Origin of the sequence: Sphingomonas daechungensis (assembly GCF_014489495.1) — a bacterium.
Taxonomy (GTDB): domain Bacteria; phylum Pseudomonadota; class Alphaproteobacteria; order Sphingomonadales; family Sphingomonadaceae; genus Sphingomicrobium; species Sphingomicrobium daechungense.
This window is the reverse complement of sequence record NZ_CP060780.1, coordinates 2,840,147-2,865,300: the sequence shown is the minus strand read 5'-3', so window position 1 is coordinate 2,865,300 and position 25,154 is coordinate 2,840,147. Positions and strand designations below refer to the sequence as shown.

Annotated in this window: 27 protein-coding genes and 6 pseudogenes; 14 read left to right on the top strand and 19 right to left on the bottom strand. The window is 63.5% G+C overall.

What is annotated here, in order from left to right:
* Nucleotides 1-57: 57 nt before the first annotated feature.
* The 5 genes and pseudogenes from H9L15_RS15660 to H9L15_RS15640 all read left to right on the top strand — a co-directional run bounded on the left by H9L15_RS15660 (nucleotide 58) and on the right by H9L15_RS15640 (nucleotide 4,779).
* Nucleotides 58-741, top strand: a complete 684-nt coding sequence (locus H9L15_RS15660; protein WP_223276342.1) for a class I SAM-dependent methyltransferase — start codon at nucleotides 58-60, stop codon at nucleotides 739-741.
* Nucleotides 742-2,099: pseudogene (gene gcvPA, locus H9L15_RS15655) on the top strand (aminomethyl-transferring glycine dehydrogenase subunit GcvPA). It begins immediately after the preceding gene.
* Nucleotides 2,096-3,662: pseudogene (gcvPB, locus tag H9L15_RS15650) on the top strand (aminomethyl-transferring glycine dehydrogenase subunit GcvPB). The pseudogenes gcvPA and gcvPB overlap by 4 nt, the downstream one beginning before the upstream one ends.
* A 16-nt stretch (nucleotides 3,663-3,678) precedes the next feature.
* A complete protein-coding gene (locus tag H9L15_RS15645; RefSeq protein WP_317617547.1) occupies nucleotides 3,679-4,482 on the top strand; it encodes a DUF938 domain-containing protein in 804 nt (267 codons plus the stop codon).
* A 48-nt stretch (nucleotides 4,483-4,530) separates the two neighbouring features.
* Nucleotides 4,531-4,779, top strand: a complete 249-nt coding sequence (locus H9L15_RS15640) for a hypothetical protein (protein WP_223276341.1) — start codon at nucleotides 4,531-4,533, stop codon at nucleotides 4,777-4,779.
* 3 nt (nucleotides 4,780-4,782) lie between these two features.
* Here H9L15_RS15640 and H9L15_RS15635 read toward each other — a convergent pair whose 3' ends face one another.
* The 13 genes and pseudogenes from H9L15_RS15635 to H9L15_RS19205 form a co-directional block, all read right to left on the bottom strand.
* Entirely contained in the window at nucleotides 4,783-5,010 is a 228-nt protein-coding gene (locus tag H9L15_RS15635; RefSeq protein ID WP_262984841.1) for a PilZ domain-containing protein, read from the bottom strand.
* Nucleotides 4,997-5,419, bottom strand: coding sequence for a PilZ domain-containing protein (locus H9L15_RS15630; RefSeq protein WP_187714733.1), 423 nt, complete (start codon nucleotides 5,417-5,419; stop codon nucleotides 4,997-4,999). The genes H9L15_RS15635 and H9L15_RS15630 overlap by 14 nt, the downstream gene beginning before the upstream one ends.
* Before the next feature lie 260 nt (nucleotides 5,420-5,679).
* On the bottom strand, nucleotides 5,680-6,711 hold the full coding sequence (locus tag H9L15_RS15625) for a hypothetical protein (protein WP_187714732.1): 1,032 nt from the start codon (nucleotides 6,709-6,711) through the stop codon (nucleotides 5,680-5,682).
* Between the two features lie 244 nt (nucleotides 6,712-6,955).
* Nucleotides 6,956-7,819, bottom strand: coding sequence for a TonB-dependent receptor (locus tag H9L15_RS15620; RefSeq protein ID WP_223276339.1), 864 nt, complete (start codon nucleotides 7,817-7,819; stop codon nucleotides 6,956-6,958).
* Between the two features lie 349 nt (nucleotides 7,820-8,168).
* Entirely contained in the window at nucleotides 8,169-8,300 is a 132-nt protein-coding gene (locus tag H9L15_RS19215; protein ID WP_262984840.1) for a hypothetical protein, read from the bottom strand.
* Between the two features lie 122 nt (nucleotides 8,301-8,422).
* On the bottom strand, nucleotides 8,423-8,731 hold the full coding sequence (locus H9L15_RS15615) for a response regulator (protein ID WP_187714731.1): 309 nt from the start codon (nucleotides 8,729-8,731) through the stop codon (nucleotides 8,423-8,425).
* Nucleotides 8,677-9,777: a PAS domain-containing hybrid sensor histidine kinase/response regulator gene (locus H9L15_RS15610; protein WP_262984995.1), complete on the bottom strand. Its 1,101-nt coding sequence runs from the start codon at nucleotides 9,775-9,777 to the stop codon at nucleotides 8,677-8,679. The genes H9L15_RS15615 and H9L15_RS15610 overlap by 55 nt, the downstream gene beginning before the upstream one ends.
* Nucleotides 9,750-10,490, bottom strand: a complete 741-nt coding sequence (locus tag H9L15_RS15605; RefSeq protein WP_187714729.1) for a response regulator — start codon at nucleotides 10,488-10,490, stop codon at nucleotides 9,750-9,752. The genes H9L15_RS15610 and H9L15_RS15605 overlap by 28 nt, the downstream gene beginning before the upstream one ends.
* The gene (locus tag H9L15_RS15600; protein WP_223276337.1) at nucleotides 10,487-10,684 is read right to left on the bottom strand and encodes a response regulator; all 198 of its coding nucleotides are present in this window, start codon (nucleotides 10,682-10,684) and stop codon (nucleotides 10,487-10,489) included. The genes H9L15_RS15605 and H9L15_RS15600 overlap by 4 nt, the downstream gene beginning before the upstream one ends.
* A 135-nt stretch (nucleotides 10,685-10,819) precedes the next feature.
* Complete coding sequence (glpX, locus tag H9L15_RS15595; protein ID WP_187714727.1) at nucleotides 10,820-11,809, bottom strand: class II fructose-bisphosphatase; 990 nt, start codon at nucleotides 11,807-11,809, stop codon at nucleotides 10,820-10,822.
* Nucleotides 11,810-11,871: 62 nt separating this feature from the next.
* Nucleotides 11,872-12,348 carry a DUF2721 domain-containing protein gene (locus tag H9L15_RS15590; RefSeq protein WP_187714726.1) on the bottom strand — a complete coding sequence of 159 codons (477 nt, stop codon included), beginning with the start codon at nucleotides 12,346-12,348 and terminating at the stop codon, nucleotides 11,872-11,874.
* Nucleotides 12,349-12,522: 174 nt separating this feature from the next.
* Nucleotides 12,523-13,035 carry an alpha-L-fucosidase gene (locus tag H9L15_RS19210; RefSeq protein WP_262984994.1) on the bottom strand — a complete coding sequence of 171 codons (513 nt, stop codon included), beginning with the start codon at nucleotides 13,033-13,035 and terminating at the stop codon, nucleotides 12,523-12,525.
* Nucleotides 12,998-13,896, bottom strand: a pseudogene (locus H9L15_RS19205) (alpha-L-fucosidase); the annotation flags it as partial. The pseudogene H9L15_RS19205 and the gene H9L15_RS19210, both read right to left, overlap by 38 nt.
* A gap of 163 nt (nucleotides 13,897-14,059) precedes the next feature.
* Here H9L15_RS19205 and H9L15_RS15580 point away from each other — a divergent pair.
* The gene (locus H9L15_RS15580; RefSeq protein ID WP_187714725.1) at nucleotides 14,060-14,617 is read left to right on the top strand and encodes a D-Ala-D-Ala carboxypeptidase family metallohydrolase; all 558 of its coding nucleotides are present in this window, start codon (nucleotides 14,060-14,062) and stop codon (nucleotides 14,615-14,617) included.
* Nucleotide 14,618: 1 nt separating this feature from the next.
* On the opposite strand, the pseudogene H9L15_RS15575 reads toward H9L15_RS15580, so the two are convergent.
* A pseudogene (locus H9L15_RS15575) lies at nucleotides 14,619-15,796 on the bottom strand (LL-diaminopimelate aminotransferase).
* 37 nt (nucleotides 15,797-15,833) lie between these two features.
* Nucleotides 15,834-16,449, bottom strand: a pseudogene (locus H9L15_RS15570) (trimeric intracellular cation channel family protein).
* 80 nt (nucleotides 16,450-16,529) lie between these two features.
* Here H9L15_RS15570 and H9L15_RS15565 point away from each other — a divergent pair.
* A pseudogene (locus H9L15_RS15565) lies at nucleotides 16,530-18,303 on the top strand (PHA/PHB synthase family protein).
* 14 nt (nucleotides 18,304-18,317) lie between these two features.
* Here H9L15_RS15565 and H9L15_RS15560 read toward each other — a convergent pair.
* The 3 genes from H9L15_RS15560 to rarD all read right to left on the bottom strand — a co-directional run bounded on the left by H9L15_RS15560 (nucleotide 18,318) and on the right by rarD (nucleotide 20,042).
* A complete protein-coding gene (locus H9L15_RS15560; protein ID WP_187714724.1) occupies nucleotides 18,318-18,539 on the bottom strand; it encodes a hypothetical protein in 222 nt (73 codons plus the stop codon).
* 39 nt (nucleotides 18,540-18,578) lie between these two features.
* Nucleotides 18,579-18,929 (bottom strand): hypothetical protein, encoded by a 351-nt coding sequence (locus tag H9L15_RS15555; RefSeq protein ID WP_187714723.1) that lies wholly within the window; start codon nucleotides 18,927-18,929, stop codon nucleotides 18,579-18,581.
* 204 nt (nucleotides 18,930-19,133) lie between these two features.
* Nucleotides 19,134-20,042, bottom strand: coding sequence for an EamA family transporter RarD (gene rarD, locus H9L15_RS15550; RefSeq protein ID WP_187714722.1), 909 nt, complete (start codon nucleotides 20,040-20,042; stop codon nucleotides 19,134-19,136).
* Between the two features lie 118 nt (nucleotides 20,043-20,160).
* Between rarD and H9L15_RS15545 the strand changes: the two genes are divergently transcribed.
* From H9L15_RS15545 to H9L15_RS15515, 7 genes are read left to right on the top strand one after another with little or no spacing between them, the layout of a single operon-like run.
* Nucleotides 20,161-20,796 (top strand): DUF4893 domain-containing protein, encoded by a 636-nt coding sequence (locus tag H9L15_RS15545; protein ID WP_223276336.1) that lies wholly within the window; start codon nucleotides 20,161-20,163, stop codon nucleotides 20,794-20,796.
* Nucleotides 20,796-21,167 (top strand): ribose-phosphate pyrophosphokinase, encoded by a 372-nt coding sequence (locus H9L15_RS15540; RefSeq protein WP_187714720.1) that lies wholly within the window; start codon nucleotides 20,796-20,798, stop codon nucleotides 21,165-21,167. The genes H9L15_RS15545 and H9L15_RS15540 overlap by 1 nt, the downstream gene beginning before the upstream one ends.
* A 9-nt stretch (nucleotides 21,168-21,176) precedes the next feature.
* The gene (locus H9L15_RS15535; RefSeq protein ID WP_187714719.1) at nucleotides 21,177-22,274 is read left to right on the top strand and encodes an RluA family pseudouridine synthase; all 1,098 of its coding nucleotides are present in this window, start codon (nucleotides 21,177-21,179) and stop codon (nucleotides 22,272-22,274) included.
* Nucleotides 22,274-22,885, top strand: a complete 612-nt coding sequence (locus H9L15_RS15530; protein WP_187714718.1) for an FMN-binding negative transcriptional regulator — start codon at nucleotides 22,274-22,276, stop codon at nucleotides 22,883-22,885. Before H9L15_RS15535 ends, H9L15_RS15530 begins: the two co-directional genes overlap by 1 nt.
* Nucleotides 22,878-23,549: an HAD-IA family hydrolase gene (locus H9L15_RS15525; RefSeq protein ID WP_187714717.1), complete on the top strand. Its 672-nt coding sequence runs from the start codon at nucleotides 22,878-22,880 to the stop codon at nucleotides 23,547-23,549. Before H9L15_RS15530 ends, H9L15_RS15525 begins: the two co-directional genes overlap by 8 nt.
* Nucleotides 23,542-23,772: a hypothetical protein gene (locus tag H9L15_RS15520; protein ID WP_187714716.1), complete on the top strand. Its 231-nt coding sequence runs from the start codon at nucleotides 23,542-23,544 to the stop codon at nucleotides 23,770-23,772. The genes H9L15_RS15525 and H9L15_RS15520 overlap by 8 nt, the downstream gene beginning before the upstream one ends.
* Entirely contained in the window at nucleotides 23,769-24,464 is a 696-nt protein-coding gene (locus tag H9L15_RS15515; protein ID WP_187714715.1) for an ATP12 family chaperone protein, read from the top strand. Before H9L15_RS15520 ends, H9L15_RS15515 begins: the two co-directional genes overlap by 4 nt.
* On the opposite strand, the gene gmk is transcribed toward H9L15_RS15515, so the two are convergent.
* Nucleotides 24,461-25,117 carry a guanylate kinase gene (gene gmk / locus H9L15_RS15510; RefSeq protein ID WP_187714714.1) on the bottom strand — a complete coding sequence of 219 codons (657 nt, stop codon included), beginning with the start codon at nucleotides 25,115-25,117 and terminating at the stop codon, nucleotides 24,461-24,463. The genes H9L15_RS15515 and gmk overlap by 4 nt on opposite strands.
* Nucleotides 25,118-25,154 lie beyond the last annotated feature (37 nt).

The following is a 25,154-nucleotide window of genomic DNA, read 5'->3' as shown; positions in this document are numbered from 1 at the left end:
GTCATCGCCTCGACCAGCCGCTGGGATGCCGCGGACTATGCCCGGGTCGGACGGTTCGTGTCCGACCTGGGCGAAGCCGCGCTCGATTTGCTCGACCCCGTGGTGGGCGAGCGCATCCTCGATGTTGGCTGCGGCGACGGTGCCCTCACCCACAAGATTGCGGAGCGCGGGGCCGAGGTCGTCGGCATCGATAACTCGCCGCAGCTCGTCGCTGCTGCTCGGGCGATCGGCCTCGACGTCCTGGAGATGGACGCGGCCGATATGACGTTTGATGCGGAATTCGACGCGGCTTTCTCCAACGCGGCGTTGCACTGGATGCTGGAAAAGGAGCGGGTCGCGAAGGCGATCTTCCGTGCCCTTAAACCCGGCGGACGCTTTGCCGGCGAGATGGGCGGCGACGGGAATCTCGCGAAGCTCCGCGAGGTCCTCGATGCCGAACTGGTGGCCCGCGGTTACCCGCCGCCGCTCAAATCCTCGAACTGGTATCCGTCAGTGGACGACTTCGCGGCCGTGTACGAAGCGGCGAGCTTTACCCAGATCGATGCCCGCCTCATCGAACGGCCGACGCCGATGCCCGACGGCATTGGCCAGTGGGTGACGACTTTCCGACGCGGGTGGCTCGATCGCGCCGGCGTGCCGGAGGCCGAGCGCGCCGAGATCAGCGAGGCCGTTGCCCACGCCGTCGGCTCTCCAACGGCAGATTATGTCCGCCTTCGCTTCATCATGAGGAAGCCACACTAGATGCGTTATCTCCCTTTGTCGGACGCCGACCGCAGCGCGATGCTGCAGACGATCGGCGCCGCGACTGTCGATGATCTGTTCAAGGACGTGCCGACCGGCGCCTTGCTCTCAAGGCCGATCGAAGGGCTTCCGCTCCACGCGTCGGAACTTTCGGTCGAGCGCCAGCTGAGCGCCCTCGCTCGCAAGAACCTGACCGCCGGAGAAGCGCCGTTCTTCCTCGGCTGCGGAGCCTACAAGCACCATATTCCGGCAAGCGTCGATCACATCATCCAGCGCGGCGAGTTCCTGACCGCCTACACGCCGTACCAGCCCGAGATCGCACAGGGCACGCTGCAAGTGCTGTTTGAGTTCCAGACGCAGGTCGCGCGCCTTTATGGCTGCGAAGTCGCCAACGCGTCGATGTATGACGGTTCGACCGCCATGTGGGAGGCCATCGTCATGGGCCACCGCATCACGTGCCGGAACAAGACGATCATCTCGTCAGGCGTGCACCCGCATTATGTCAGCGTCGCCAAGACGATGGCGAAGTTCACCGAGGACCGGCTCGAGACGTCGCTGCCGGAGCTTTCTACTGAAACGGACGCTGGCAAGTTGATTGCCTCCATCGACAGCGAGACGAGCGCCGTCGTCGTCCAGTATCCCGATATCCTCGGCCGTATCACAGACTTGGCTCCGATTGCCGAAGCCGCTCACGCCAATGGCGCGATCCTGATCGCAGTCGTGACGGAGCCGGTCGCTCTTGGGCTGATTAAGTCGCCCGGCGAAATGGGCGCCGACATCGTCGTCGGCGAGGGGCAGTCGATCGGCGTCGGCCTCCAGTTCGGCGGGCCGTATGTCGGCCTGTTCGCCACCCGTGAAAAGTATGTCCGACAGATGCCGGGCCGATTGGCCGGTGAGACGGTGGACGCGGAAGGCAAGCGCGGCTTCGTGCTGACGCTCTCGACCCGCGAGCAGCACATCCGCCGCGAGAAGGCGACGTCGAACATCTGCACCAATTCCGGCCTCTGCGCGCTGGCGTTCTCGGTGCACATGAGCCTGCTCGGCGAGAAGGGCCTCAGGCAGTTGGCTCAGCTGAATCACGCGCGCGCGTGCGAGGCTGCGGACCGTTTGGCGGGGATCCCCGGCGTTCGTGTCGTCAACGACAGCTTCTTCAACGAGTTCACCATCGAGCTTCCTGTCGAAGCGCGCCCCGCCGTCCACCATCTTGCCGAAAAGGGCATCCTTGGCGGCGTGTCGCTCGGCCGGCTCTATCCGAGCGCGGACGCGCTTCAGAAGGGTTGGTCATTGCCGTGACCGAAACCGTGACTGACGAGGATATCGCGGCCCTGGAAGCGGGCCTGAAGGAGGTGTGCCAGTGACCGTCAATCCTTCAGGCTGGCGGCCGTCCACCCCGGCAAACGAGGAGGGCGAGACCCAGACCGTAACCGGCAACCGCGCGCTGATGCTCGAAGAACCCCTTCTGTTTGAAATCGGATCGACCGAGCAGAGCGGCGTCGACTTTCCGAAGTTCGAGACCAACTCCGGTCGCCTAGGCGGCCTGGAGCGCAATCGAGGAATTGGTCTGGCGGGGCTGAGCGAGCCGGAAGCGGTTCGTCACTACACACGTCTTTCTCGCCAGAATTACGCAATCGACCTCGGCCTTTTCCCTCTCGGGTCGTGCACGATGAAGCACAATCCGCGCCTCAACGAGAAGGTCGCTCGGCTTCCGGGCTTTGCGGACATCCACCCGCTGCAGCCCCAGGAAACGGTGCAAGGCGCGATCGAACTGATTAACCAGCTCGCCTTTTGGCTGCTCGACCTCACCGGAATGCACGGCGTCGCGATGAGCCCGAAGGCCGGCGCGCATGGCGAGCTTTGCGGCTTGCTCTGCATCCGTGCGGCGCTGGAAGCCCGCGGCGACAAGCGCGAGGTGGTTCTGGTACCGGAAAGTGCTCATGGTACGAATCCGGCAACGGCAGCCTTCGCCGGTTATCGCGTCGAGAACATTCCGGCGAACAAGGCCGGACGCGTCGATCTCGAAGCGCTGAAGGCGCGGCTCGGGCCGGACGTTGCGGCGGTGATGATCACCAATCCGAACACGTGTGGCCTGTTCGAGCCGGACATGAAGGCGATCAGCGACGCCGTGCACGCGGCGGGCGGGTTCGTCTATTGCGATGGTGCAAACTTCAACGCGATCGTCGGCAAGGTTCGTCCCGGCGACCTTGGCGTCGATGCGATGCACATCAACCTCCACAAGACCTTCTCCACGCCGCACGGGGCGGTGGCCCGGGTTCGGGACCGGTAGTCTTGTCGGAGGCTTTGTCACCCTACGGCCCGCTTCCGTTCGCGGCGAGATATCCCGACGGCAGCTTCAAGATCGTCGAGGAAGAGCATGCCGCCGACGAGCATCCGACGACCTTTGGCCGCATGGTGGCCTTCCACGGGCAGATGGCATGTTCACGCGGGCTCTGTCGTACATCCTCAGCCACGGCGCCGACGGCCTCCGCCAGGTTGCCGAGGATTCCGTGCTCAACGCCAATTACATTCTTCGTAGCCTGGAAGATGTCCTGGACGCTCCGTTCGGCGACACCGGCCCATGCATGCACGAAGCGATATTCTCCGACCGCGGCTTCGGCGAGGGCCTCAGCACAATCGACGTCGCCAAGGCGCTGATCGACGAAGGCTTCCACCCGATGACCATGTATTTCCCGCTGGTCGTCCACGGCGCCATGCTTGTGGAGCCGACCGAAACGGAGTCGAAGGCAAGCCTGGATCAGTTCATCCTCGCGCTTCGCTCCATCGCTGGTCGCGCTAAGGCAGGCGACCAATCGCTGAAGGCCGCCCCGATCCACGCGCCGCGCCGCCGCCTCGACGAAACGCTCGCCGCGAGGAAACCGGTCCTGGTTTACAAGGAGCCAGAACCGGCGCAGGCGGCGGAGTAGGGTCGAACCGGTCGCCATGAGCCAGCGGCGCTTCTACGAAAGTCCCGTGGGCGAGGATGCGAGGCGGTCTGCGCCTGCGGTGCAGCGGAATCGTGATCCGATCGCCGACGTACTTTCCGAGTGGCTGCCGGTGAGCGGGACCGTTCTAGAAGTCGCCAGCGGGACCGGAGAGCATGCCGTGTGGTTCGCGGAGCGATTTCCGCACATCGAATGGCAGCCGAGCGAAACGCATCCGGACGCGCTGGCTTCGATCCGCGGCTGGCGCGCCAGGTCGGGCCTGTCCAACCTTCGCGAGCCGGTCGTGATCGATGCCAGATCCGGCGATTGGCCGATCGACCGAGCGGATGCCGTATTGAACATCAACATGGCGCATATCAGTCCGTGGGCGGCATCCCTTGGCCTGATCGCCGGCGCAGCGCGACTTCTTGCGCCAGGAGACAGCCTCATCCTCTATGGGCCGTGGTTGAAGGACGAGATTCCGACGGCGTCGTCCAACCTTGGGTTCGACGCCGACCTCAAGAGGCGCGACCCTCACTGGGGCTCCGCCGCGTCGAGGACTTTGCGCAGGCCGCAGCCGATAAAGGGTTCGAGTTCGTCGATTGGCCGCAGATGCCCGCGAACAACCTCATGCTTCGATTTCGCAAGGGCGAAAGCGATCGCACTTAAGCAAAGCTTTACCGTGGCCGTTTATCACGCTGCGGATGGACAACGCCACGCCGGACCAGAATCGCAAGTCGCGCCGATCGCAGGTGCTGCTGACAGCGACGCTCGAGCATGGAAACTCGAAGCATTCGGTGAAGCTGCGCAACCTATCGTCTGAGGGCGCTCTGGTCGAAAGCGACAAGCTTCCGATCGAGGGACGACGGTGGTGTTCTGCCGCAACGATCTTTGCACTCGCGGGCGCGTCGTCTGGGTTAACGGCAGCTACGCCGGCATCGCGTTCGACGCCAAGCTGGAGCCCGCCGAAGTGCTCCGTCACATCCCGGCGCCGAGGCCGAAGATCCAGCCGCGCTATTGGCGACCCGGCCTGACTCAGCGGAACATGAACGACGATCAGCGGCGATTGGCAGAAAGCTGGGTTTGGTCGCCGTCGTCGATGTCCCGCCTCGGCGAATAATGCCTAGTTTGCAGCTCTAAGGAGCTCCCGCTGGCCACGAAGCCACTCGACCAATTCCGAGAGCGCAATCAGTCGACGGAACGTGATCCCGTAAGCGCGGCCTTCCTTCCAGCGCACAACCGCGTCCCTCGACGGCAGTCCTGGCAGAGTAACGAGGACTTGTGCGCCGACCGGAATGTCGCTGTTCGACTCAACCTTCATGCCCCCCTGTGAAACATCATGCGCCCGCATGCCGAAGACACTCGCGCCATGCCGGACCGAGGCAATGCAGCGTACCTCCACCCGCGGCATGCGAGGCGGGGCCGTCCATCGAGCTTGCGAGCAGTTCGACGACATCGATGCGCTCGTCGAAAGCAATGCCAGCTGTTTCGTCTCGAACCCAGTTGATCGTTCCGTGAATTTGCTCGCCGCGCTTGAGCTCTACGGAAACACCGTCGCCGATCGTCAGCTTGCAATAGGGCCGGATCATCATGCCGCCCGCCGAGATGTTGCGGATCAGGCAGAGCTCACGTCGATCTCCGATCATCAGCGACCCCACTCTGAACAAGGTCAGATAGCGTTCACCATCGCGGCGCTCGACCGGATCGGGTGCATGGTCGGACAGGGAATAGAGCGTCGTTTCGACGGGCTGTTCTTCCACTCCCAACTCCGACGGAGACTTTGTCATGGCACAAGGCGTATCAATTGACGCTTACCAGAGTGTTGACCCTCGCTCCGATCCGGCGGCTTTAGCTCGCAGGCCGATCCGACTGCCGTCGGAAATAGCTGCGCGGCGGAAGGAAGAGCTTACGGATTGAAATCGTGATCGTCCGACCGAGGGGTCGAGCAGGTCCGGTTGGTAGTTGAAGGGCACTCCGCCGGCCGAATCCCGAACACGGGGCTTGGAATCGAAGATATTGTTCACCTCCAGTCTGAGCGAGCTGCCGCGGAGCCATGGATGCTTGGACACGAGATCGAAGCGCTCGCCGAGGTTGGCGAAAAGCCTGAGGTTGAAAGTCGACAGCGACGAGAAGTCGAGATCGTTGCCGTTGCTGCCGTTGACATGCGTGCCGGACCGCCAATTCGCCGAGAGACGGGCGCCGAGCCCGTTGTTGTAATAGCCGGCCTGCGCTTCGACGAGATGCCGCGAAGTCCCTCCGCTCGATCCCGAAGCATCTCCATCGAGGTAGTCGAGCTTCGCAATCCCTGGACGGATCGTGACCTCGTCGACGAGGTTGATCGTGTGAGTGAGCGAGAATTGCAGCCGCCCGCCCTGACGGCCACCGCCGCCTCCGAACCGCCCGAATCCACCACCAGGTCCGCCAAATCCGCCGCCTGGACCACCACCCCAAATCCGCCCGGCGGAGGCCCAGCACCTTCGGCTGGCGGCGCTGCGCCTGCCGGTGCTGGTCCCTGCGGCGGAGCGTCTTGCCCTGCTTGGCCGGACTGTCGGCTTTCGGCAGGGCGGCGAGCACGGAAGCGCTCGATTGCGGCTTGTGATGGCCGCGCTGACGTCAAAGACTTGGTGAAGTCGAAGCCCCAGCGGATGGTGTCCTTGCGAGCTTCGTCGTAATTGACCGGCCGGAAGTCGACGCTGACCAACTGGCCCGTCGAATCTCGGACGAAGCGGGTGGGGAAGGCGGCCTCGATCTCCGCAGTTACGCCGGGAAACGTCGAAATTGGGCGATCAAGCCTCGAATGAACATATTCAGCCCTCAGGCGAAGGTCCTTCTCCTGAAACGGCTTCCAATTCCCGCCAATCTTGAACACGTTGCGGCGGTCCGCCAGCAATGCCGGGTTTCCGCCGCTGGTCGCGGTGACCAGCACGGTCTGGCCCGTTGTGAAATCGAAAACGCGGGTTCCCGGAGTGTCGATGACTGGATCGCCGAGCTGCTGCACCGTCGGCGCGCCCTCCTCGCGGGTCCAGCTCCCGATGAAGTTGAGGCGGTCCACGGGGACCAGTTGAGTCCGGCGCCGATTGTCGTGAGTGTGCCGAAGTCCGACAACTGATCGACTTCAGCGTTGGCGTTGAACGTAAGGTTGCCGAGCGCGCTGAAGTCGCGGTTCCGCCGCGAGATGGGAAGATCGAAGTTCACGCTGGCAGTACCCGACGTTCGGTCGAGATTGCTCTTCGAAAGGACTCCGGCAGTGCGGTCCTCGCTATCATAACTTAGTGTCCGGCCGGCCACCTTCACGGTCATGCTCGCATCTCCCGCGGGACTGCGAACAAGGGACCGTTGGCCGTCAGGTCGACGTCGGCCGATGCGGAGGTGGTCTCCGCCCGGTCGCGGCCCGTCTCGTCGGCGCGATCGCTCCTTGTGATTGACTTGCCGACGTCGCCGTTTCCAGTCGATGACCAATGCCATTTGCCTTTGTCGCCATTGAGCGTGAAGCCGACGTGTGCGGTGTCGCTCCGCGTGTTGCGCACCAACGTGTTCAGCGCAAAGTCGGACTGGCCGAACAGCGAACGGCCTTGGTTATGCTCGATTTCGGCATTCAGCGTGGCACCGACGTCGGTCAGGATCGTGCGATTGATTGTCGTACTTGCGCGAAGCTGGCTTTTTGATCCGACCAGGCTGCGGGAGGGGTCCGCTGGACTGACGTCCCGCTCATCCTCGGTCAGCAACGAATTGCCTTCCGCATGGAGATTGACGGTAGTTCGGGAATTCTTCTGGATCGAAAGGCGAGTGAGATCGCCCAGGCCGCCCGTGTAACCGCCCTCCGTGGAAAGATTGCCGTCCACCCGCGCGACAGTGGAATGAAAGCGCTCGCGAAGGACGATGTTCACCACGCGCTGGTCCGCCCGGTAACCGTATTTGAGCGCAACCTCTTCCGGGAGGATTTCGACCCGCTCGATGGCCTCGGTCGGGATGTCGCGCATCTCGCGGAAGCTGGAGATGCGCTGGCCATTCAGAAGAAGGATGGGGCGCTCACCGCCTCGGCCGCGCGCGCTGCCGATTTGCGGTGCTAACGATTCTAGCAACTCGTCGATGCTGTTGGCACCGGTAGCCCGAACGTCGCGCGCTCCAAGGATATTTTCCGGCGGAATGTCGCCGACCACGCTTCCGCGGCGGACGCCAGTAACGACGATTTCGCTGCCCTCGTCATAGCCTTCGTCCTCAGCAGCCGGCGCGGGCTCGGTCGTACTGGCCTGATCGTCGGTGACCGGTGCTGCCGGTTGATCGGTCGAGGGAGGAGGGGCGCCTGGGCTTCGGCAGGAGCGGCAAGTCCCAAAGCGGTTGCGGTGGCCACGAAGGGTACGAACTGGCGGCAGGTCTTTGTCATTGGGGCGGCGTTACGCCCGGACTGTGAACACTCCCTGACATCGCCCGCCAGTTCGACGAAGCGGCGGGGTGCTCCGACAAACGACGGTTCATGTTTTGATGCAATTTCCGGCAGTTAGCTGAAGCTTAGCTGTCGCGGTCGATGCCTTGGCCTTCATCGAACTCGTTCGGATTGTTCAAGAGCAACTGGCGATAGTCGTTCAACACCGACCGACAGGTCCGTAAGCTCTCCTCCAGACGGTCGCTTACCTCTTCCATTCTCTCGTCAGGTGAATCGTTGGTCGGGGACACGACCGAGTCTCCAGATTGTTTGACTCAGAACGCGCGGTTGGAACGGGGTGTCCTCGGCTCGTCGCGACGAACGAACGTTTGCCAGAGCGTCAGGCCGCCGGCTCACCGCAGATTCGGGCAATCGCGCCTTTGAGAGCCTTGGGCGTGAATGGCTTCAGGAGGATTTCGACGTCCTCCGGCCGATCGCGCACGGCGTCGGACTCCGCGTATCCCGTAATGATCAAGGCCGGGATTTCAGGCGAGATCTGCCGCGCGCGCCTGACGAATTCCGTCCCGGAGAGATGAGGCATGGCGTAGTCGCTGATCAGCAGATCGCATTCGCTCGCCCCATCTTCCAGAGCGGTCAGAGCCTCGCCGCCATTCGCAGCTTCGAAGACAGTGTGTCCCAGGTCTTCCAACAACGCAGCCGTCGTCGTCCGGACTTCGGGTGGTCATCGACCAGCAGGATTTTCAATGGGCGGACATCGCTATCCACCGCGACAGCCTCCGACTTCTTAGGCACGTCACGCGATGCACCGTCTTCCGACGCTTCGGGTAGCCAAAGTTCAACCGTCGTCCCGCGACCGACCCGGCTCTCGATCCGGAATGCTCCGTTGGACTGCTTGGCGAAGCCGTAGACCATCGGGAGGCCCAGTCCGCTTCCCTTTCCTACGTCCTTGGTCGTGAAAAAGGGTTCAAGGACCTTTTCGAGATATTCAGTAGCGATGCCAGTGCCGGTGTCGGTCACCGCAAGCCGGACGTAATTGCCTGGAGCCAGGCCGGCGATCTCTCCGCTGCTGACAGACCGGTCATCGGCCGCGATCGTGATGGTTCCGCCATCGGGCATGGCGTCACGGGCGTTGATGATCAGGTTGAGCAACGCGAGCTCAAGCTGAGCCCTGTCGGCGAATGGGTTCCCGATGTCCTTCGTGATTTCCCACTCGATACTGACCAGCCCGCCGAGCGTATGCGTCAGAAGATCCGAGACGGACTCCTTCAAGGCGGCGATGCTGACGGGTTTCGGTTCTAGAGTCTGCCGGCGCGCGAAGGCGAGCAGTCGGCGGACGAGCTCGCTGCCTTGCTCGGCGGCGCGCCGGGTCATTCCGAGGATTTTCGCTTCCTCATTCCCAAGGGTCGCGCGCTTTTCGAGGATCCCCAGGCCGCCGATCACCGCAGCCAGCAGGTTGTTGAAATCATGAGCGATTCCACCTGTGAGCTTGCCGATAGCATCCATCTTCTGGGCTTGCATCAGCTGGCTCTCAAGCGATCTCTGGTCGGTGATATCCGTAAGGGTGCCGGCGAACTCCAGTGGGCGTCCCTCATTGTCTTTCAGGAGCACGGCCTGATCGAGGAAGTGCCGGTAGCTGCCGTCGGCGCATAGCCAGCGATACTCGACTGACGATCGGCCATTCGACTTGCGGGCTTCGATCGCGGCGATCACGCCATCGCGATCTTCCGGATGCAGCCGATCGTTCCAGATCGTGGGCTGACCCTGAACTTCCTCGAACGTGAACCCAGTGATCGCGTGAAGGTCCCACTGACGTAGGTCGGGCCGCGATCCCGGGCATCGAACGGTTCGAGGTAGAGCACCATCGGCAGGGACTGGATGATCGCTGCCTGCCGCTGCTCCGAGCGGCGGAGTTCCTGCTCCGCGCGCAGCCGCTCGGCATTGGCGCGGATGGTTGCGTCCATCAGCGCCTGCTCGTGAGCCGCCTTCCGCTCGACCTCCTTGGTCTTCTGGAACAGGTCGACGAATACCGTGGCCTTCGACCTTAGGACGATCGGATCGACCGGCTTGAAGACATAGTCGACCGCGCCCATCGAATAGCCGCGCATCAAATGCTCGGTCTCCTTGTTCACCGCCGAGAGGAACACGATCGGAATCCCCTTGGTCTGCTCCCGGCTGCGAATGATTTGCGCGGTTTCATAACCGTCGATCCCGGGCATGTAGACGTCGAGGAGAATGACGGCGAACTCGCCCCGGAGCAGGTGGCGAAGCGCCTCTTCGCCCGAATGAGCGAGGACAACCTCTCCCAGGTCTTCCAGCACGGTGGCTAGGGCAAGCAGGTTGCGCTCGTCATCGTCCACCAGGAGGATGCGAGCCCGTTCAGTCTCTGAATTCTGTGCGGCTTCCTCCGTTACGCGAGGAACGGCGATCTCTCCCACCGGTCCGTTCATGGCCTACTCCGCCGCCTCCATGGACAACGGTGGCTCGGCCGTTGCGCCGGCCTCTCTGCCCGTGCGACCCAGACGCGAAGGAGGGCGAGCAGCAATTCGATGTCGACGGGCTTGGCGATGTAATCCGAAGCGCCGGCATCGAGGCACTTCTGCCGGTCGCCCTTCATCGCCTTGGCGGTCACCGCGATCATCATCGTTCCGGACCACGACGAACCGTCGGATACCAGCCTGACGAGCAGCCGAGGCGTCCTGCTTCGCCCGCTGGACCGTGCAATCTCGGACTTTGTCGACAGCTCCGAGCCGCTGAGGCGGCTATTGGATGAGGCGGCCTAGTCGTCCCACTTGTGATGCTCGGCCCAGACCCTGCGGACGGTCCCCGAGCTGGCGCGCATGACGATGCTTTCCGTAGTCAAGCGATCGCCGCGGCGATGGACGCCCTTGAGCAATGAGCCGTCGGTGACCCCGGTGGCGGCAAAGATACAATCGCTCTTCGCCATTTCCTCGAGCGAGTAGACCCGGTCGAGGTCTTCGATCCCCCAGCGGCGCGCGCGGGCGACCTCATCATCGTTGCGGAAGACGAGGCGGCCCTGCATCTGACCGCCCACGCAGCGAAGCGCGGACGCCGCGAGCACGCCTTCGGGCGCTCCGCCGCTGCCGAGATAGACGTCGACGCTGGTGTCGGGATCGGTGACCGCAATCACACCCGCAACGTCGCCGTCGGTGATCAGCTTCACACCGCAGCCGAGAGACCGCAGCTCGTCGATGATCGCGTCGTGCCGAGGCCGGTCGAGGACGCAGGCGATGATTTCATTGGCCGGGACGCCTTTCGCCTCGGCGATCGCGCGGATGTTGTCCGTAACGCTGCGCGAGATGTCGATCGTTCCTTCAGCATAGCCCGGCCCGATCGCCAGCTTGTCCATGTAGGTGTCGGGTGCGTTGAGGAGGCCTCCCTCCTCTGAAATGGTCAGCACGCAGAGCGCATTGGGCCCTGCCTTCGCAGTCAGCGTCGTTCCCTCGAGCGGGTCGAGCGCGATGTTGATCTTCGGACCGGTCCCCTGGGCCGAGCCGACCTTCTCCCCGATGTAGAGCATGGGCGCTTCGTCGCGCTCGCCCTCGCCGATGACGACCGTTCCATCGAACGGGAGCTCGTTGAGCGCTTCACGCATGGCTTCGACCGCCGCCGCATCCGCCGCATCGTTGTCGCCCCGGCCGATCCACCTGGAGGCAGCAACCGCAGCCGCCTCGGTCACGCGGACCATTTCCAGCACGAGGACTCGGTCAAGGACCTGGGACGCGGGTACGCGAGGGTGTTGAAGCATGGTTGGCGGGTCTCCCTAATGGGAAGCGCGATAAGGGGGCGACCGCTCTTGTCGAGGCGACGCTAGGCGTCCGGATCGGCCTCATGCGCCAAAAGTTCGGACCGAATACGGACCGCCCGCGAGCCGACTCGGGTCTCGATCAGGAAGACCGCAAACGCCGCACCGATCGACAGCATCGAGACGATGAACAGCACGGCGATTTCCGTGCCGAACTTGTCGTTGGTGAGAGTTGCGGCGAACAGAAGGACGACGACTGCGCAGGTCAGCACGGCGGCCAGCACGGCAAGGAAGATTGCGCGGCTCACGAGCACCATTCGGCGATCGAGCACGCGAAGTTCGTTGAGCCATCTCTCATGTTCCGATCCCCTGCTGGCGAGGAGTAAGGGCTCAACGTCGCGTGCCCTGTCGACGATTCTCGAAAGACGGCCGGTGCATACGTTCAGGAAGGCGCCGATCCCGGCGAACAGGAACACGGGAGCGACAGCTAGCTGGATGATCTGTGCGACATTGTAGGCGGATGCCGGGGAGTCGATGGCCATGCGATTTCTGTGCGCCAGCGGGTGGGTTTGTCAAAGCGTTCCGACGGCGGCCCCATTCTGCGATCCGCAGTCACGCCGCCAAGCCATTGCCCTCGACCTTCAGAACGGGAACGAAGCGGCCGTCGCCAGGTGGTAGGGCAGAGAGCTTCAAAGCCTGCCGGTCCTGGCTGAATTTCAGCTCAGGTCCCCGAGTAACGTCAGGCGATGCACTTCACCCTCGGCTTGCCCGAGCGAACGAATGGTAATGTCGCTCAATGGCCAGTCGAGCAGCAAGGCGTAAAGCGTCCCACCGCGAGAGGTAAAGCGGATGTCCTCGCTCGTGAAAGGCTTCGCTTCCGCTTCGGCCATGACCCCCAGGGGTGGCTTGGTCGGGCCTTCGCCGAAGCGGCGCCACGGCCGCGTGCCGTAAATCGCCTCTCCGTTGACCTGGAACCAGGCCGCCAGCCCGTCGAGGACGCGCTCCTCCTTGTCGTCGATGGATCCGTCGCCGCGAACGGGAATGCTGAGCAGCAGACAGCCATTCTTGGAAACCACATCCGCAAGGCGCTGAATGACCTGCTTCGCGCTCTTGTAGCCCCCTTCTCGTAGAGGGGCGATCGTAGTGCCAGTTGCCGATGCACGTATCGGTCTGCCAGGCGCTCGGCCGGGTATCGGCGAGAAAACCCCGCTCCACGTCCTCGACGACATATCTGCGTTGGTCGTCGTTGAGCTGCTTCGCGGTCAAAACCCCCTCCGGCGTCAGCGATTGGAAATGGGTAACCGCTTCCAGGCCCGTTGGACCAAACGGGACGCCGTAATCGTCGAAGTAGAGGAGGTCGGGCCGATACTTCTCGACGAGATCCTTCTGTCGAAGCAGCCACTTGCGGACGAACCCAGGATTTTGCGGAGCATCTTCCAGCCACTGGCCATCGCGTGCGCCGTGCCAGTCGGCCATCGCCTTGTTGCTGTTGAGGCCATCGGGCGGGACGAAACTGGGGCCGGTGTAGAGATCCTGCGGGTCGAGACCATCCCACCAGGTTCCGCGGCCATGCTGCTTCCGCAGCCAATATGCATCGTAGCGGCGACCTTGCATTGGACCTTCGGCGTCGTAGCCGTAAGCGGTCTGCCACCAATGCCAGGCATGGCTGCTGTGGTTCGATACGCCGAACCTCAGTCCGGCGTCCCGTGCGACCTTTGCCCAGGTTCCGACGAAATCTCGCTTCGGGCCGACGCTAGCGCTGTTCCAGGGATGGTGGGCACTATCGAAAAGATCGAAATTGTCGTGATGGCAGGCCATCGCGACGAAATATTTCGCCCCCGCCTGCTTGTAGCGGCGCAGGAGATATTCCGGCTGCCACTCGTCGGGCTTCCAATGGCCGATGATGTCGAGAAAGCCTGTGCGGCTGGGGTGCCCGTAGGTGCGGGCGTGATGATCACACGCGGCGAACCCGGGCACGTACATGAGCCGCCCGTACCAATCGCCCATTTCGGGCACGCATTGGGGCCCCAATGCGCCCAGAGACCGAACTTGGCGTCGCGAAACCAGTCGGGAACAGGGTGGCTCGCCATGCTCTCGCCGGCTTCCGATGCGGCGGACGGAGATGCCGAACCGGCAAGCAATGCTGCGGCCCCGGCGGCGATGCTGTCCCGTCTTGAGAACATGCCCTGATTACTGACGATTGTTGGGACTCACTGAAAGAGCTAAGAAAGCCGCATAGAGCGGGGCTCATGTATGACGCGATTCGTCATCGGTTTGATACTGTTATCAAGCGCGACGAGCGCTTCGGCAGGAACGGACTTCGGAATCCGTACACTGTCCGGACAGCGTGCGACGGTCAGGGTTGGCGTTGCCGAAAAGGCCGCCGTCCGCGAATCGACCAATGTGCAGGCACGCGTCGCCTCCGAGCCTGTCCTGGCCGGCGGCAACTGGGCGCCGATCGGCGGCGGGTCGGGCAGTCTCAATTCCGCTGCCAATGTCGGTTCGCACTGGGGCCGCGTGACGAGCACGTACCGCACTCCGGCGCACAATCGAGCGGTCGGCGGAGTACGGAACAGCTATCATTTGCGTGGTCGTGCGATCGACATCGCTCGCCGGCCCGGCGTGACCCACTCGATGATTGCAGCGGCGTTCCGCAATGCCGGTTATCAACTCGTCGAGTCCCTGGACGAGGGCGATCACAGTCACTTCGCGTTCGCATTCGGCGGTTCGACCCGCATCGCCTCGATCCCGAGCAAGGGTGAGATGACCCAGTGGGGCGTGGTGACGGTTTCCAGCGCCCTGCTGCGCTGATTTAGGACCCGGCCAGCATCTTCTTCACGCTGCGCGCGGCCTGGCGCAGCCGCTGCTCATTTTCGACGAGCGCGATGCGGACATAACCTTCGCCTTCTTCGCCGAAGCCGACGCCGGGCGCGACCGCGACATGGCCTTCAGTCAGCAGCCGTTTCGAAAACTCCATCGCGCCGAGATTGTGGAACCGCTCGGGGATCGGCGCCCAGGCGAACATGCTGGCCTCCGGGACCGGAATGTTCCAGCCGGCGCGGCCAAAACTTTCGACCAGGACGTCGCGGCGCTTGCGATAGAGCTTGCGGTTCGCCTCGATGATGTCCTGCGGGCCGTTGAGGGCGGCAACTGCGGCGGCCTGAATGGGCGTGAAAGCGCCATAGTCGAGGTACGACTTCACGCGGGCAAGGGCAGCGATCAGGCGCTCATTGCCGACCGCGAAGCCCATCCGCCAGCCGGCCATGGAGTAGGTCTTGCTCATGGATGTGAACTCGACAGCGACCTCCTTGGCGCCTTCGACCTGCAGGATCGATGGCGTGGGCGTGTCGCGGAAATAGATCTCCGCATAAGCGAGATCGGAAATGACGATGAGCTCATGCTCGCGGGCGAAGGCAACGAGGCGCTCATAGAAGGGCAGGTCGGCCACGTAGGCCGTCGGATTGGACGGGTAGCCGACAACGAGGACCTTGGGCCTCGGCACTGTGAAGCGCATGGCGTTGGTGAGCCGCTCGAAGAACTCCTCGCCCGGGCGGCGGGGATCGAGCGGATGGCGGCTCCGGCGATGATGAAGCCGAAGGTGTGGATTGGATAGCTAGGGTTCGGGGCAAGGACGACGTCGCCCGGCGCAGTGATCGCCTGGGCGAGGTTGGCGAGGCCCTCCTTCGAACCCAGGGTGACGATGACTTCCTTGTCGGCATCGAGCTTCACGCCGAAGCGCCGCTGGTAATAGGCCGCCTGCGCTTTCCGAAGCCCGGGGATGCCCCGGCTGGCCGAATAACGATGGGCGTTCGGCTTCTGAGCGACCTCGCAGAGCTTGTCGATAACATGCTTGGGCGGGGCACCGTCCGGATTGCCCATGCCGAGGTCGACGATGTCCTCGCCACGCGCGCGGGCAGCCGCTTTCATCGCGTTCACTTCGGCGAAGACGTAGGGCGGCAGGCGCTGGATGCGGTAGAATTCGTCGGTCACCGGATACTCATGCCGTCCGTGCTGCAGTGCGGCAAGCCTAGTTGCTGTAAGTCGGGAGTGCCCATCCGCGAGCGACGGCCAGTCCCCGGAGCGCAAAACCCGCAGCGGCTGCAATCAAGGCCGCTGGATCGGGCGGCACACCGAGGTAGGGAAGTCCTACCAGCAAGCCCGACGAAAGCGCCGCGGCGGTCACATACAATTCCGGGCGCATGAGAATGGACGGTTCTCCGGCAAGAACGTCGCGGATGATCCCTCCTGCGCAGGCGGTCAGCACCCCATGACAAAGGCCGGTACCGGCGCGACACCAAAGCTCAGCGCCTTGGCCGCGCCATACGTCGCATACGCCCCGAGACCGACGGCGTCGAACCACAGCAGTGCTCGCTCGGCAATCATGCGGCGGCTGACGACCCAGGTGATCAGCGCCGCTCCGATGCAGATCATGAGCGTCGCGTTGCGGTAAACCCAGAAGACCGGCGCCCGATGAGGAGGTCGCGAAGCGTTCCTCCACCGACACCGGTCACGACCGCGAAAAAGATGAACGTGACAAGCGTCTGACGCTTCTCGGCCGCCAGAAGCGCACCCGAAATCGCGAACACGCCGATTCCCAGATAATCGAGGAAGCTGAGTGCTAGAGAGAAGGCCTCCGGATGCATCGAGCGCTTTTCGCGACTGTTGCGGCGTGATGCAATTGCGGGGATTCGCAGCAGTAGTGCGAATTGCTTACAAGGGACGCATGGCAGACGACACGGACACGGCGAGCGCCATTCCCACGCTGGAGGACTGGCAGCATTGGACCTGGGTGATGGGACGCGCCCAGCAGATGCTCATGGAGACCTGGGCCGACGGCCTCCCCAAGGATGCCGGCTGGCCCGCCGCTGCGTCGCCCTGGGGCGCTTTCCCGCCCGCGTTCCCCGCCGGCTCGCCGATGACCACCGATCCGGCCGCATTGTTCAGCGCCGGCGCCGAAGCCTGGGCCAAGGGTCTCGAGACGTGGGGGAAGATGATCGGTCTCGATCCCGAGGCGAAGGAGAATGCCAAGGATCGGCGCTTCGCCGCGCCCGAATGGCAGGAGAGTCCGGTCTTCGACACCATCCGCAAGACCTACCTGGCGCTGTCCGACAAGCTGCTGGGACTGCCGAGGAACTGGACGGGCTCGACGACGAAAGCCGTCACCGGCTGATGTTTGCGGTGCGCAGCTTCGTGGACGCGATGAGCCCGTCGAACTTCGCGCTGACCAACCCGCAGGTGCTGAAGCGAACAATGGAAACGCGCGGCGAGAACTTGCTCAAGGGCCTCGCCAACATGCTCGACGATATCGCGGCCGGGCAGCTGACGCAGACGAAGCAAGGCGTGTTCGAGGTTGGCCGCAACCTGGCGACGACGCCCGGGAAGGTCATCAAGGAAACGCCGCTCTACCAGCTGATCCAATACACGCCGACCACGGACGAGGTGCTTGAAACGCCGCTTGTCATCTTTCCGCCGTGGATCAACCGCTTCTACATCCTCGACCTCACGCCCGAGAAGAGCTTCGTCAAATGGTGCGTGGACCAGGGCATCAGCCTGTTCATGGTCAGCTGGAAGTCGGCCGACGAAAGCATCGCGGACGCAACGCTCGACGACTACGTCCTCAACGGACAGATTGATGCGATTGACACCGTTCGCGACCTGCTGGGTGTCGAGAGTGTGCACACCATTGGCTATTGCGTGGCGGGTACGACCCTTGCGGCAACTCTCGCCTATCTGACGGCCCACAAGCAGCAATCGAAGGTGAAGTCCGCGACCTTCCTCACGGCTCAGGTCGATTTCTCGAGCGCGGGGACCTCAAGCTTTTCACCGGTGCGGACACCGTCGCGCTGCTGGACGAGATTACCCGCGACAGCGGCTATCTCGACGGACGCTACATGGCTGCGACCTTCAACCTGCTGCGCGGCCGCGACCTCATCTGGAGCTACGTCGTCAACAATTACCTGATGGGAGATGAGCCGGCGCCATTCGACCTGCTCCACTGGAACAGCGATACGACCAACCTGCCGGCCTCATGGCACCGCGATTACATCGAGAGCTTCTACAAGGGGAACAAGCTGGCGGAGAAAGGCGGAATCAATGTCGCCGGGACCGCAGTCGACATCGATACGGTCAAGACGCCAACCTATGTCCAGGCCGGGCGAGAGGACCACATCTCGCCGCCAGAAAGCGTGTGGAAGATCATGGGTCATTTCACCGGGCCGAAAAGGTTCGTGCTGGCGGGGTCCGGACATATCGCCGGGGTAGTGAACCCGCCGGCGGCGGAAAAGTACCAGCATTGGACCAATAACGAGCCTGCCGACACTCTGGAAACCTTCATTGCCGGCGCGGAAGAGCACAAGGGAAGCTGGTGGCCGGACTGGCTCGCCTGGCTGAAAAGCCAGGATCCGGCGACTGTGCCGGCCAACGGCGCAAGAGTCCCAGGCAAGGGTAAGCTGAAGCCGATCGAGGACGCGCCCGGGCGCTACGTCAAAGCTCGCTGATCAGCGCGAGCTGATCAAAGAATCCCGCCGCCGAGCATCAGGCGGACAATGCCGACGACAATCACGAACAAGTTGAGGTTACGGCCAGCCGTTCCTCCGCCCAGCGTTCCGACGCCTGCGCCAATAATCGCAAGCGGGATGATCAGCCAGTTGGCCCATCCCAACAGCGGAAGAAAGGCGACAACCGCCAATACAAGCGCGACAAGCCCGATGATCACTGAAACGATATTGAACATGCGCGGCAATTCCTTCTGCGTGGGCCGACCTCGGCAGTCCTAGTAAGCGGTCTGGATGCGCGTGATGTCGGCGAGGGTCTTGTCGCCGCAACTGACGATGACGCTGCCCACCGGCTGATTGAGCGGCCATTCCCAGCGGACTTCGTGCGTCACGGTCGCCTGCGTGGCGGGGCCGGTCGGCGCGGCGACATTGAGCGTGACGAACGCCTGCGCCGGATAGCCCTTGCGGATCTGGATGCGCGGGTCGAACGCAACCTGATAGCCGCCGGTCGGCGTAGTAACCTTTCCACTGACGACGAGGGTCGGTGCGCCTGTTCCGGGCATTCGATTGATCCAGGCCGTCCATTCCCGTGACGCGCTGATCAGGCACTCCGGGGCGTCGGCTGGCACGGTGGCTGCCCTGGGTATGGAGTAGGCGGGTAGGGCGCGGGGCCCGGATACGGCTCCTGCGGATAGGGAGCCGGACCGGGATACGGTTGCGGACCGTAGGGATCCTGACCGTAATACGGGTCGCAGGCGGTGACCGAGAGCAGCGCGGCGGCGGCAAGAATCTTCTTCATATGCATGGCAATTATCGAGCCTGCGCCATGTTCCTCATTCCGGCAAGGTCACGGAGGCCCGGGCATGCCGGACCAGCGCGATGACATAGAGCGCGAGAGCCGTCCAAATCGACCCGAAAGCGATTGCGTGGGCCGTCGTGAACGGCTCGCCGTAGATTAGGACGGCAAGCAGGAACTGCAGAGTGGGGGCCAGGAACTGGAGCATTCCGAGTGTCGAATAGCGCAGGCGCTTGGCCGCGGCCGTGAACAATAGGAGAGGGATGGCGGTGACCAGGCCCGCGCCGGCAATGAGTACGATGTCCATCGTCGAATTTCCGAAGATCGCATTGCCGGCGGCGAGGTCCCAGATCAGCCAGCCCGCGGCGAGCGGGAAAAGAATGCCCGTCTCGATTGCTAGTCCCGCTACCGCGTCGACGGGAGCAATCTTCCTCAGCAGCCCGTAGGTCGCGAAGCTGACGCAGAGCGTCAGGCTGATCCACAATTGACCAAGAGCGCCGATGGCCAGCGCGCTGATGCCCGCGGCCGCCAGTGCGACCGCCGCCCATTGGAGCCAATGCAGGCGTTCCTTGAGGATGACCCTGCCGAGCAGTACGTTGGCGAGCGGGTTAAGGTAATATCCAAGGCTGCCGGCCAGGATATGGCCGCTGTTCACTGCGTAGACGTAGAGCAGCCAGTTTACTCCGATCAGCAACGCCGTGATGGTGAGCATGATGACGGCGCGGCGGTTTCTCAAAGCCTCGCGAACCTCGCTCCAGCCATTGGTGAAGGAGAGCAGACCTGCAAGAACCGGGATCGACCAGACGATGCGGTGGGCGACGATGTCGACGGAGTCGATCGCCCGTAACGCCTTGAAGTAGATCGGAAGTACGCCCCACAGGCCGTAGGCTGCGGCTCCGAGCAAGAAGCCTTGGCGTGCGTGGCCGTGCGTGTCGGGACGATTCATGATTGCGCGCCTACCGGCGGTAAGCGGCAATTCAAAGGGCATGCTGAACGCCATGTTAGTTGCAACTGGCCACCGCCGGTGCCACCTTCGCGTCGTGGCACGTCGCAGCCTGTCCCTCATGATGGCTCTGTGTCTCGCCGCCTGCACGACCGGGGGCGAGAAGGAGAAGCTGCGCCCGGTCGTGACGGCCGAGCCGCCGACAAAAGCCGACACATGGAAGGGCGTTGCGACCGACGCCGACGAGCAGAGGATCGCTCGGCTCGGTATCGCATGGCAGGAAGGCCTTCAGGAAGCCAACAAGACGTCGCCCAAGGACGTCGAAGCCGAGGGCGCGCTTCTGCTTCCTCGTGCGGGTCTTGCGCGGCCGGCACCGACGCCTGGAAGTTACAATTGCCGCTTGATCAAGCTCGGCAGGGTCGAGCCGAAGGGGCCCGCGTTCGAGCGATTCAAGCCCTTCTTCTGCTACGTCGAGGTGGAGGGCGACCTCCTGACCATCGTCAAGCAGACCGGGAGCCAGCGACCCGCTGGACGCCTTTGGGAGGATGACCGGCCGGAGCGCCTCATCTTTCTCGGGAGCCTTGCGCTTGGCGATGAGGAGCAGCCGCGAGCCTATGGCGAGGATGCCAAGCGCGACATGGCCGGCGTGCTCGAGCGCATTGCGCCGTTCAAGTGGCGCCTGGTCATTCCATGGCCGCAGGGCAATTCGAAGCTCGACGTGTTCGAGCTGACGCCGGTCGCCCAACAGCCCCAGTGATGGACGCAGACCGCGCGGGCCTGCTCGCCGATCCCGCGGAGGTACGAGCGATCCTTGTCGCGAGCGCCTCGGCGGGTGAGCCGATCACCTATTCGGAAACGCTTGCTCTTCTCGGGCACCATTTCACGCGCCCGAAGATGCGGGCTTTGTGCAAGGTGCTGGCTTACGTCGACGACAACGCCGAGGAATTGGGTGAGCCCGAGCTTGCAGTACTTGTCGTACGGCAATCGGACGGCCTGCCGGGACAGGGCTGGTGGATCGGAGGCGCCAAGAAGCATGGCTTCACCGGGCTGTGGGAAGGACCCAAGGCGAAGCGGCTGATCAACAAGCTCCAGCGCCAGGCGTTCGACTATTGGAGAACGCGCGGCTAAGCGGCGGGCATGGCCGAGCCGCGCACTTTCACTGTTTCCGAAGACGATGATGGCATCCGCCTCGACCGCTGGTTCAAGCGGCATGCGCCGGACATCAGCTTCAACATCCTGTCGCGCTGGTCGCGGACCGGTCAGCTCAAGCTCAACGGCAAGCGCGCGACGCCGGGAGACCGGATCGAGGCCGGACAGACAATCCAGGTACCTGCGGCGGAGGCGACGCCCACGCGGGCTGCAAGGCCCGAGCGCAAGCGCGAGCCGCTGACTCCGGAGGAAGAGGAACTCGTTCGTGAAATGGTCATCTACGAAGACCCGAGCGCGTTCGTTCTCAATAAGCCGCCCGGCCTCGCCACACAGGGCGGGACCAAGACGCATTTTCACCTCGACAAGCTGCTCGATGGCCTCGCCGACGACGAGGGCAGTCGGCCGAAGCTCGTCCACCGGCTCGACAAGGACACCTCTGGCGCCCTGCTAGTTGCCAAAACTGCGCGGTCCGCGGGGCATTTCGCCAAATCCTTCTCCGGAAGGACTGCTCGCAAGGTCTATTGGGCGCTGGTCGTCGGCGTGCCTTCGGGCGACGAAGGACTGATCGATGCTCCGCTTGCCAAGCAACCGGGCACCGGCGGCGAGAAGATGCACGTTAGCGAAGAGCACGGGCTGCCCGCAAAGACCCGCTGGCGGATTGTCGACCGAGCCGGCAATCGCGCGGCATGGGTCGAACTGCAGCCCTTAACCGGCCGGACCCATCAGCTGCGCGCGCATATGGCCGCGATCGGGCATCCCATTGTCGGCGATGCGAAATATGGTGGACCCGAAGCATTTTTGACCGGCGGGATCAGTCGCAAGCTTCATCTCCACGCCCGGCGAATCCGGATCGATGCGCCGGGCGGGGTGATTGACGTCACGGCGGAATTGCCGCCGCACATTGCGGAAAGCCTGGGCACTCTGGGCTTCGAGCTAATGCATGGCGAGAACATGCCGCTCGACGTTGAGAAGCTCTCGCAGACGCCGGAGGCTAAGCAGCGCAAGGCGAATGCCATCGCCCGCGACCGCCGCCGTGGCCGACGCGGAGAGAGGCGCGGGCGCAGCCAGTCGACGCGGCGGGGCTGATGCATCCGAACCGCGCCTTCGCCTGGGAGGATCGCGACGAGCTCCTGCGGTTCGTCGCCGACCGCGCGTTCGCCCACGTCTTCACATCGTCCGATTCCGGTCTGTTTGTCGTGCACGCTCCAGTCCTCGTGACCGCCGAGGGGAACATTCGCTTCCACGTTGCTCGCCGGAACCGAGTTGCCGATCATCTGGGCGAACGCCGTGTCCTGATCAGCGTCTCCGGCCGGGAGGCGTATCAGAGCGCCAACTGGTACGTTGCGGAGAACCAGGTCCCGACCTGGCATTACGAAGCCGTCGAGATCGAGGGGACTGCGCAAACGCTTGCCGATGAAGAACTCGTCGATCTTCTCGACCGGCTGAGCAAGCACTTCGAAGACATTCATCAGCCCGAGAAGCCTTGGACCCGGGACAAGATGGAACCTGGAAGGTTCGACGCGATGACCAAGGCGATCGTCGGCTTCGAAGTCAGTCCGACCGGAATCCGCGGAACGCGCAAGTTCAACCAGCACAAGTCTGACGCCGACCTTGCGGCAACGATCGCCGGGCAGGAGGAGGCCGGCAGGGCAGATATCGTCGCGGCGATCCGGGAAGCGCGTGGCTACAATGAATAAGCTGGCGGTGTTCGATTGTGACGGAACGCTGGTCGACAGCGGCGCCAACATCTTCACGGCCCTGTCGGGCGCGTTCGGTGAGCATGGCATTGCCGTCCCGTCGCCCGAGGTTAGTCGCAAGGTAATCGGCCTAAGCCTCGTCGAGGCGATCGCCACCCTGCTTCCGGAAGAAGAGCGAGATCGACACGTGCTCCTGGCGGAGAGCTACAAGCGCCACTTCCAGCGGGCTCGTGCTGAAGGGCGTGTCGAGGAGCCCTTGTTCGAAGGGATCCCGGACTTGCTGGACCGGCTGGAAGCCGATGGTTGGCTTCTCGCGGTGGCGACTGGGAAGTCGGACCGCGGGCTGACGCTCTGCCTCGACTGTCACGGGATCGTCGACCGTTTCGTTTCGCTGCAAACGGCCGACCGGCATCCGAGCAAGCCGCACCCTTCGATGGTCGAACAAGCGATGGCGGACGCGGGCTCTTCGCCGGAAACAACCATTGTGATCGGCGACACGGCCTTCGACATGGCGATGGCTGCAGCCGCAGGTGCGACCGGGATCGGTGCGGGCTGGGGCTATCACGAGGCCCACGAGATGCTCGAAGCCGGCGCAATTGCGGTCGCGGCCGCACCGCGCGATGTCTTCTCTCTCATTCCCGGCAAGGAGGCCGCAATTGGCTGACGACGACCTTTGGCGCAGGCGCTTTCAGATCTTCATGGCTGTCCGGCTGATCGGGGTCCTCACATTCTTCCTTGGCCTTGCAATTGTCTACACTGACCTGGTGCGAGAGGGCGGCTGGCCGTCGCTGGGCGCGATCATCGTCATCGTTGGCGTGATCGACGCGGTGTTCGCGCCAATGGTGCTCAAGCGCGCCTGGGACCAGCAGGACAACGACGCCCGGTGAAGCGATTCTGGGCGAAGGCGGAGGTCGTCGAAGCAGACGGCGGTTGGGGTGTTGTGCTGGATGGCAAGCCGGTCAAGACGCCGGCGCGAGTGCCGCTGGTCGTGCCGACCGAAGCTCTTGCGGAAGGCATCGCGGCCGAATGGAATGACGTCGCCGAAACCATCGATCCGAGAGCAATGCCGCTCACGGGGTTGGCCAATGCCGCAATCGATCGCGTCCAGCCCGCCAGGAAAGCCTTTGCTGCGGATCTTGCGCGCTACGCGGAGGCCGATCTCGCCTGTTATCGTGCGGAGGAACCGCAGGGTCTGGTCGACTTGCAATCCCGGGAGTGGGATGCCCTCATCAATTGGGGCAGGCGGCGCTTCGACGTCGATTTCAACGTCACCACCGGGGTGGTGCATGTCAGCCAGCCGGTGGCGACGGTAGAACGTCTGTCACATGCGGTGGCCGCTCTCGACGCCTTCCACCTCGCGGGACTCTCGCCGCTCGTCACGATCGGCGGCTCCCTTCTCGCAGCGCTTGGTGTGCTGGAAGACGCCTTCGATGCAGCGAGGGCGTGGGAGGCCGTCAGCGTCGATGACCGCTGGCAGCTTGAGCAATGGGGATCCGACACCGAGGCCGAGGCGGCACTCGCCAACCGTCGGCGGGATTTCCTCGCCGCGGCGCGGTTCCTGGATTTGTTGGAGGCCTAGTTCGGCCGTTCTACCAGCTTGCGAACGAACGGAATGAGATAGGGCTGGCGGTCCCGCTTCATACGTTCGGCAGCGATGATTGCCTGAACGTCATGCAGGCAGTGATCCATATCCTCGTTGATGAGCACATAGTCGTACTCGCCCCAATGGCCGATCTCCGACGCAGCGCGCTTCATCCGGCTCTCGATAACCTCGTCGCTGTCGGTGTTGCGCGCCCTTAGGCGGCGTTCCAGTTCCGCCATGGACGGCGGCAAGATGAAAATGCGTACGAGGTCCGTTCCGAACGCGCCGCGGAGCTGCTGGGTGCCCTGCCAATCGATGTCGAACAGGATATCGCGGCCGAGGCGGAGCGCTTCCTTGATCGGCTCTTTCGGGGACCCGTATCGGTGATCGAACACGTAGGCCCACTCCGCCAACTCGTCCTGATCGACCAATTCCTGGAACCGCGCGGGGGCCACGAAATGGTAGTCGACGTCGTCCACTTCGCCGGAGCGTCTCGGCCGAGTCGTTGCCGAAATCGACATCGTGATCTGGGGATCCGCATCGAGAAGCATTCGGGAGATCGTCGATTTGCCCGCGCCGGAGGGGGAGGACAACACCACCAGAAGGCCACGGCGGCGGCGGGTCGAAGGATCGGCGTCGTCTAGGTCCATGACTGTTCTTGGTCCGACGCTGAAAAAGCGTCAAGGA

Bases quoted from the DNA above. Each gene is read 5' to 3' on its own strand.
- H9L15_RS15605 (WP_187714729.1), bottom strand. From the start codon at position 10,490: ATGAACGGACCGGTGGGAGAGATCGCCGTTCCTCGCGTAACGGAGGAA.
- H9L15_RS15635 (WP_262984841.1), bottom strand. From the start codon at position 5,010: ATGCGGGCGCATGATGTTTCACAGGGGGGCATGAAGGTTGAGTCGAAC.
- H9L15_RS19215 (WP_262984840.1), bottom strand. From the start codon at position 8,300: ATGGAAGAGGTAAGCGACCGTCTGGAGGAGAGCTTACGGACCTGTCGG.
- H9L15_RS15590 (WP_187714726.1), bottom strand. From the start codon at position 12,348: ATGGCCATCGACTCCCCGGCATCCGCCTACAATGTCGCACAGATCATC.
- H9L15_RS15580 (WP_187714725.1), top strand. From the start codon at position 14,060: ATGACGCGATTCGTCATCGGTTTGATACTGTTATCAAGCGCGACGAGC.
- H9L15_RS15525 (WP_187714717.1), top strand. From the start codon at position 22,878: ATGAATAAGCTGGCGGTGTTCGATTGTGACGGAACGCTGGTCGACAGC.
- H9L15_RS15535 (WP_187714719.1), top strand. From the start codon at position 21,177: ATGGCCGAGCCGCGCACTTTCACTGTTTCCGAAGACGATGATGGCATC.
- gmk (WP_187714714.1), bottom strand. From the start codon at position 25,117: ATGGACCTAGACGACGCCGATCCTTCGACCCGCCGCCGCCGTGGCCTT.
- H9L15_RS15600 (WP_223276337.1), bottom strand. From the start codon at position 10,684: ATGATGATCGCGGTGACCGCCAAGGCGATGAAGGGCGACCGGCAGAAG.
- glpX (WP_187714727.1), bottom strand. From the start codon at position 11,809: ATGCTTCAACACCCTCGCGTACCCGCGTCCCAGGTCCTTGACCGAGTC.
- H9L15_RS15560 (WP_187714724.1), bottom strand. From the start codon at position 18,539: ATGTTCAATATCGTTTCAGTGATCATCGGGCTTGTCGCGCTTGTATTG.
- rarD (WP_187714722.1), bottom strand. From the start codon at position 20,042: ATGAATCGTCCCGACACGCACGGCCACGCACGCCAAGGCTTCTTGCTC.
- H9L15_RS19210 (WP_262984994.1), bottom strand. From the start codon at position 13,035: ATGTCGTCGAGGACGTGGAGCGGGGTTTTCTCGCCGATACCCGGCCGA.
- H9L15_RS15645 (WP_317617547.1), top strand. From the start codon at position 3,679: ATGAGCCAGCGGCGCTTCTACGAAAGTCCCGTGGGCGAGGATGCGAGG.
- H9L15_RS15540 (WP_187714720.1), top strand. From the start codon at position 20,796: ATGGACGCAGACCGCGCGGGCCTGCTCGCCGATCCCGCGGAGGTACGA.
- H9L15_RS15530 (WP_187714718.1), top strand. From the start codon at position 22,274: ATGCATCCGAACCGCGCCTTCGCCTGGGAGGATCGCGACGAGCTCCTG.
- H9L15_RS15545 (WP_223276336.1), top strand. From the start codon at position 20,161: ATGATGGCTCTGTGTCTCGCCGCCTGCACGACCGGGGGCGAGAAGGAG.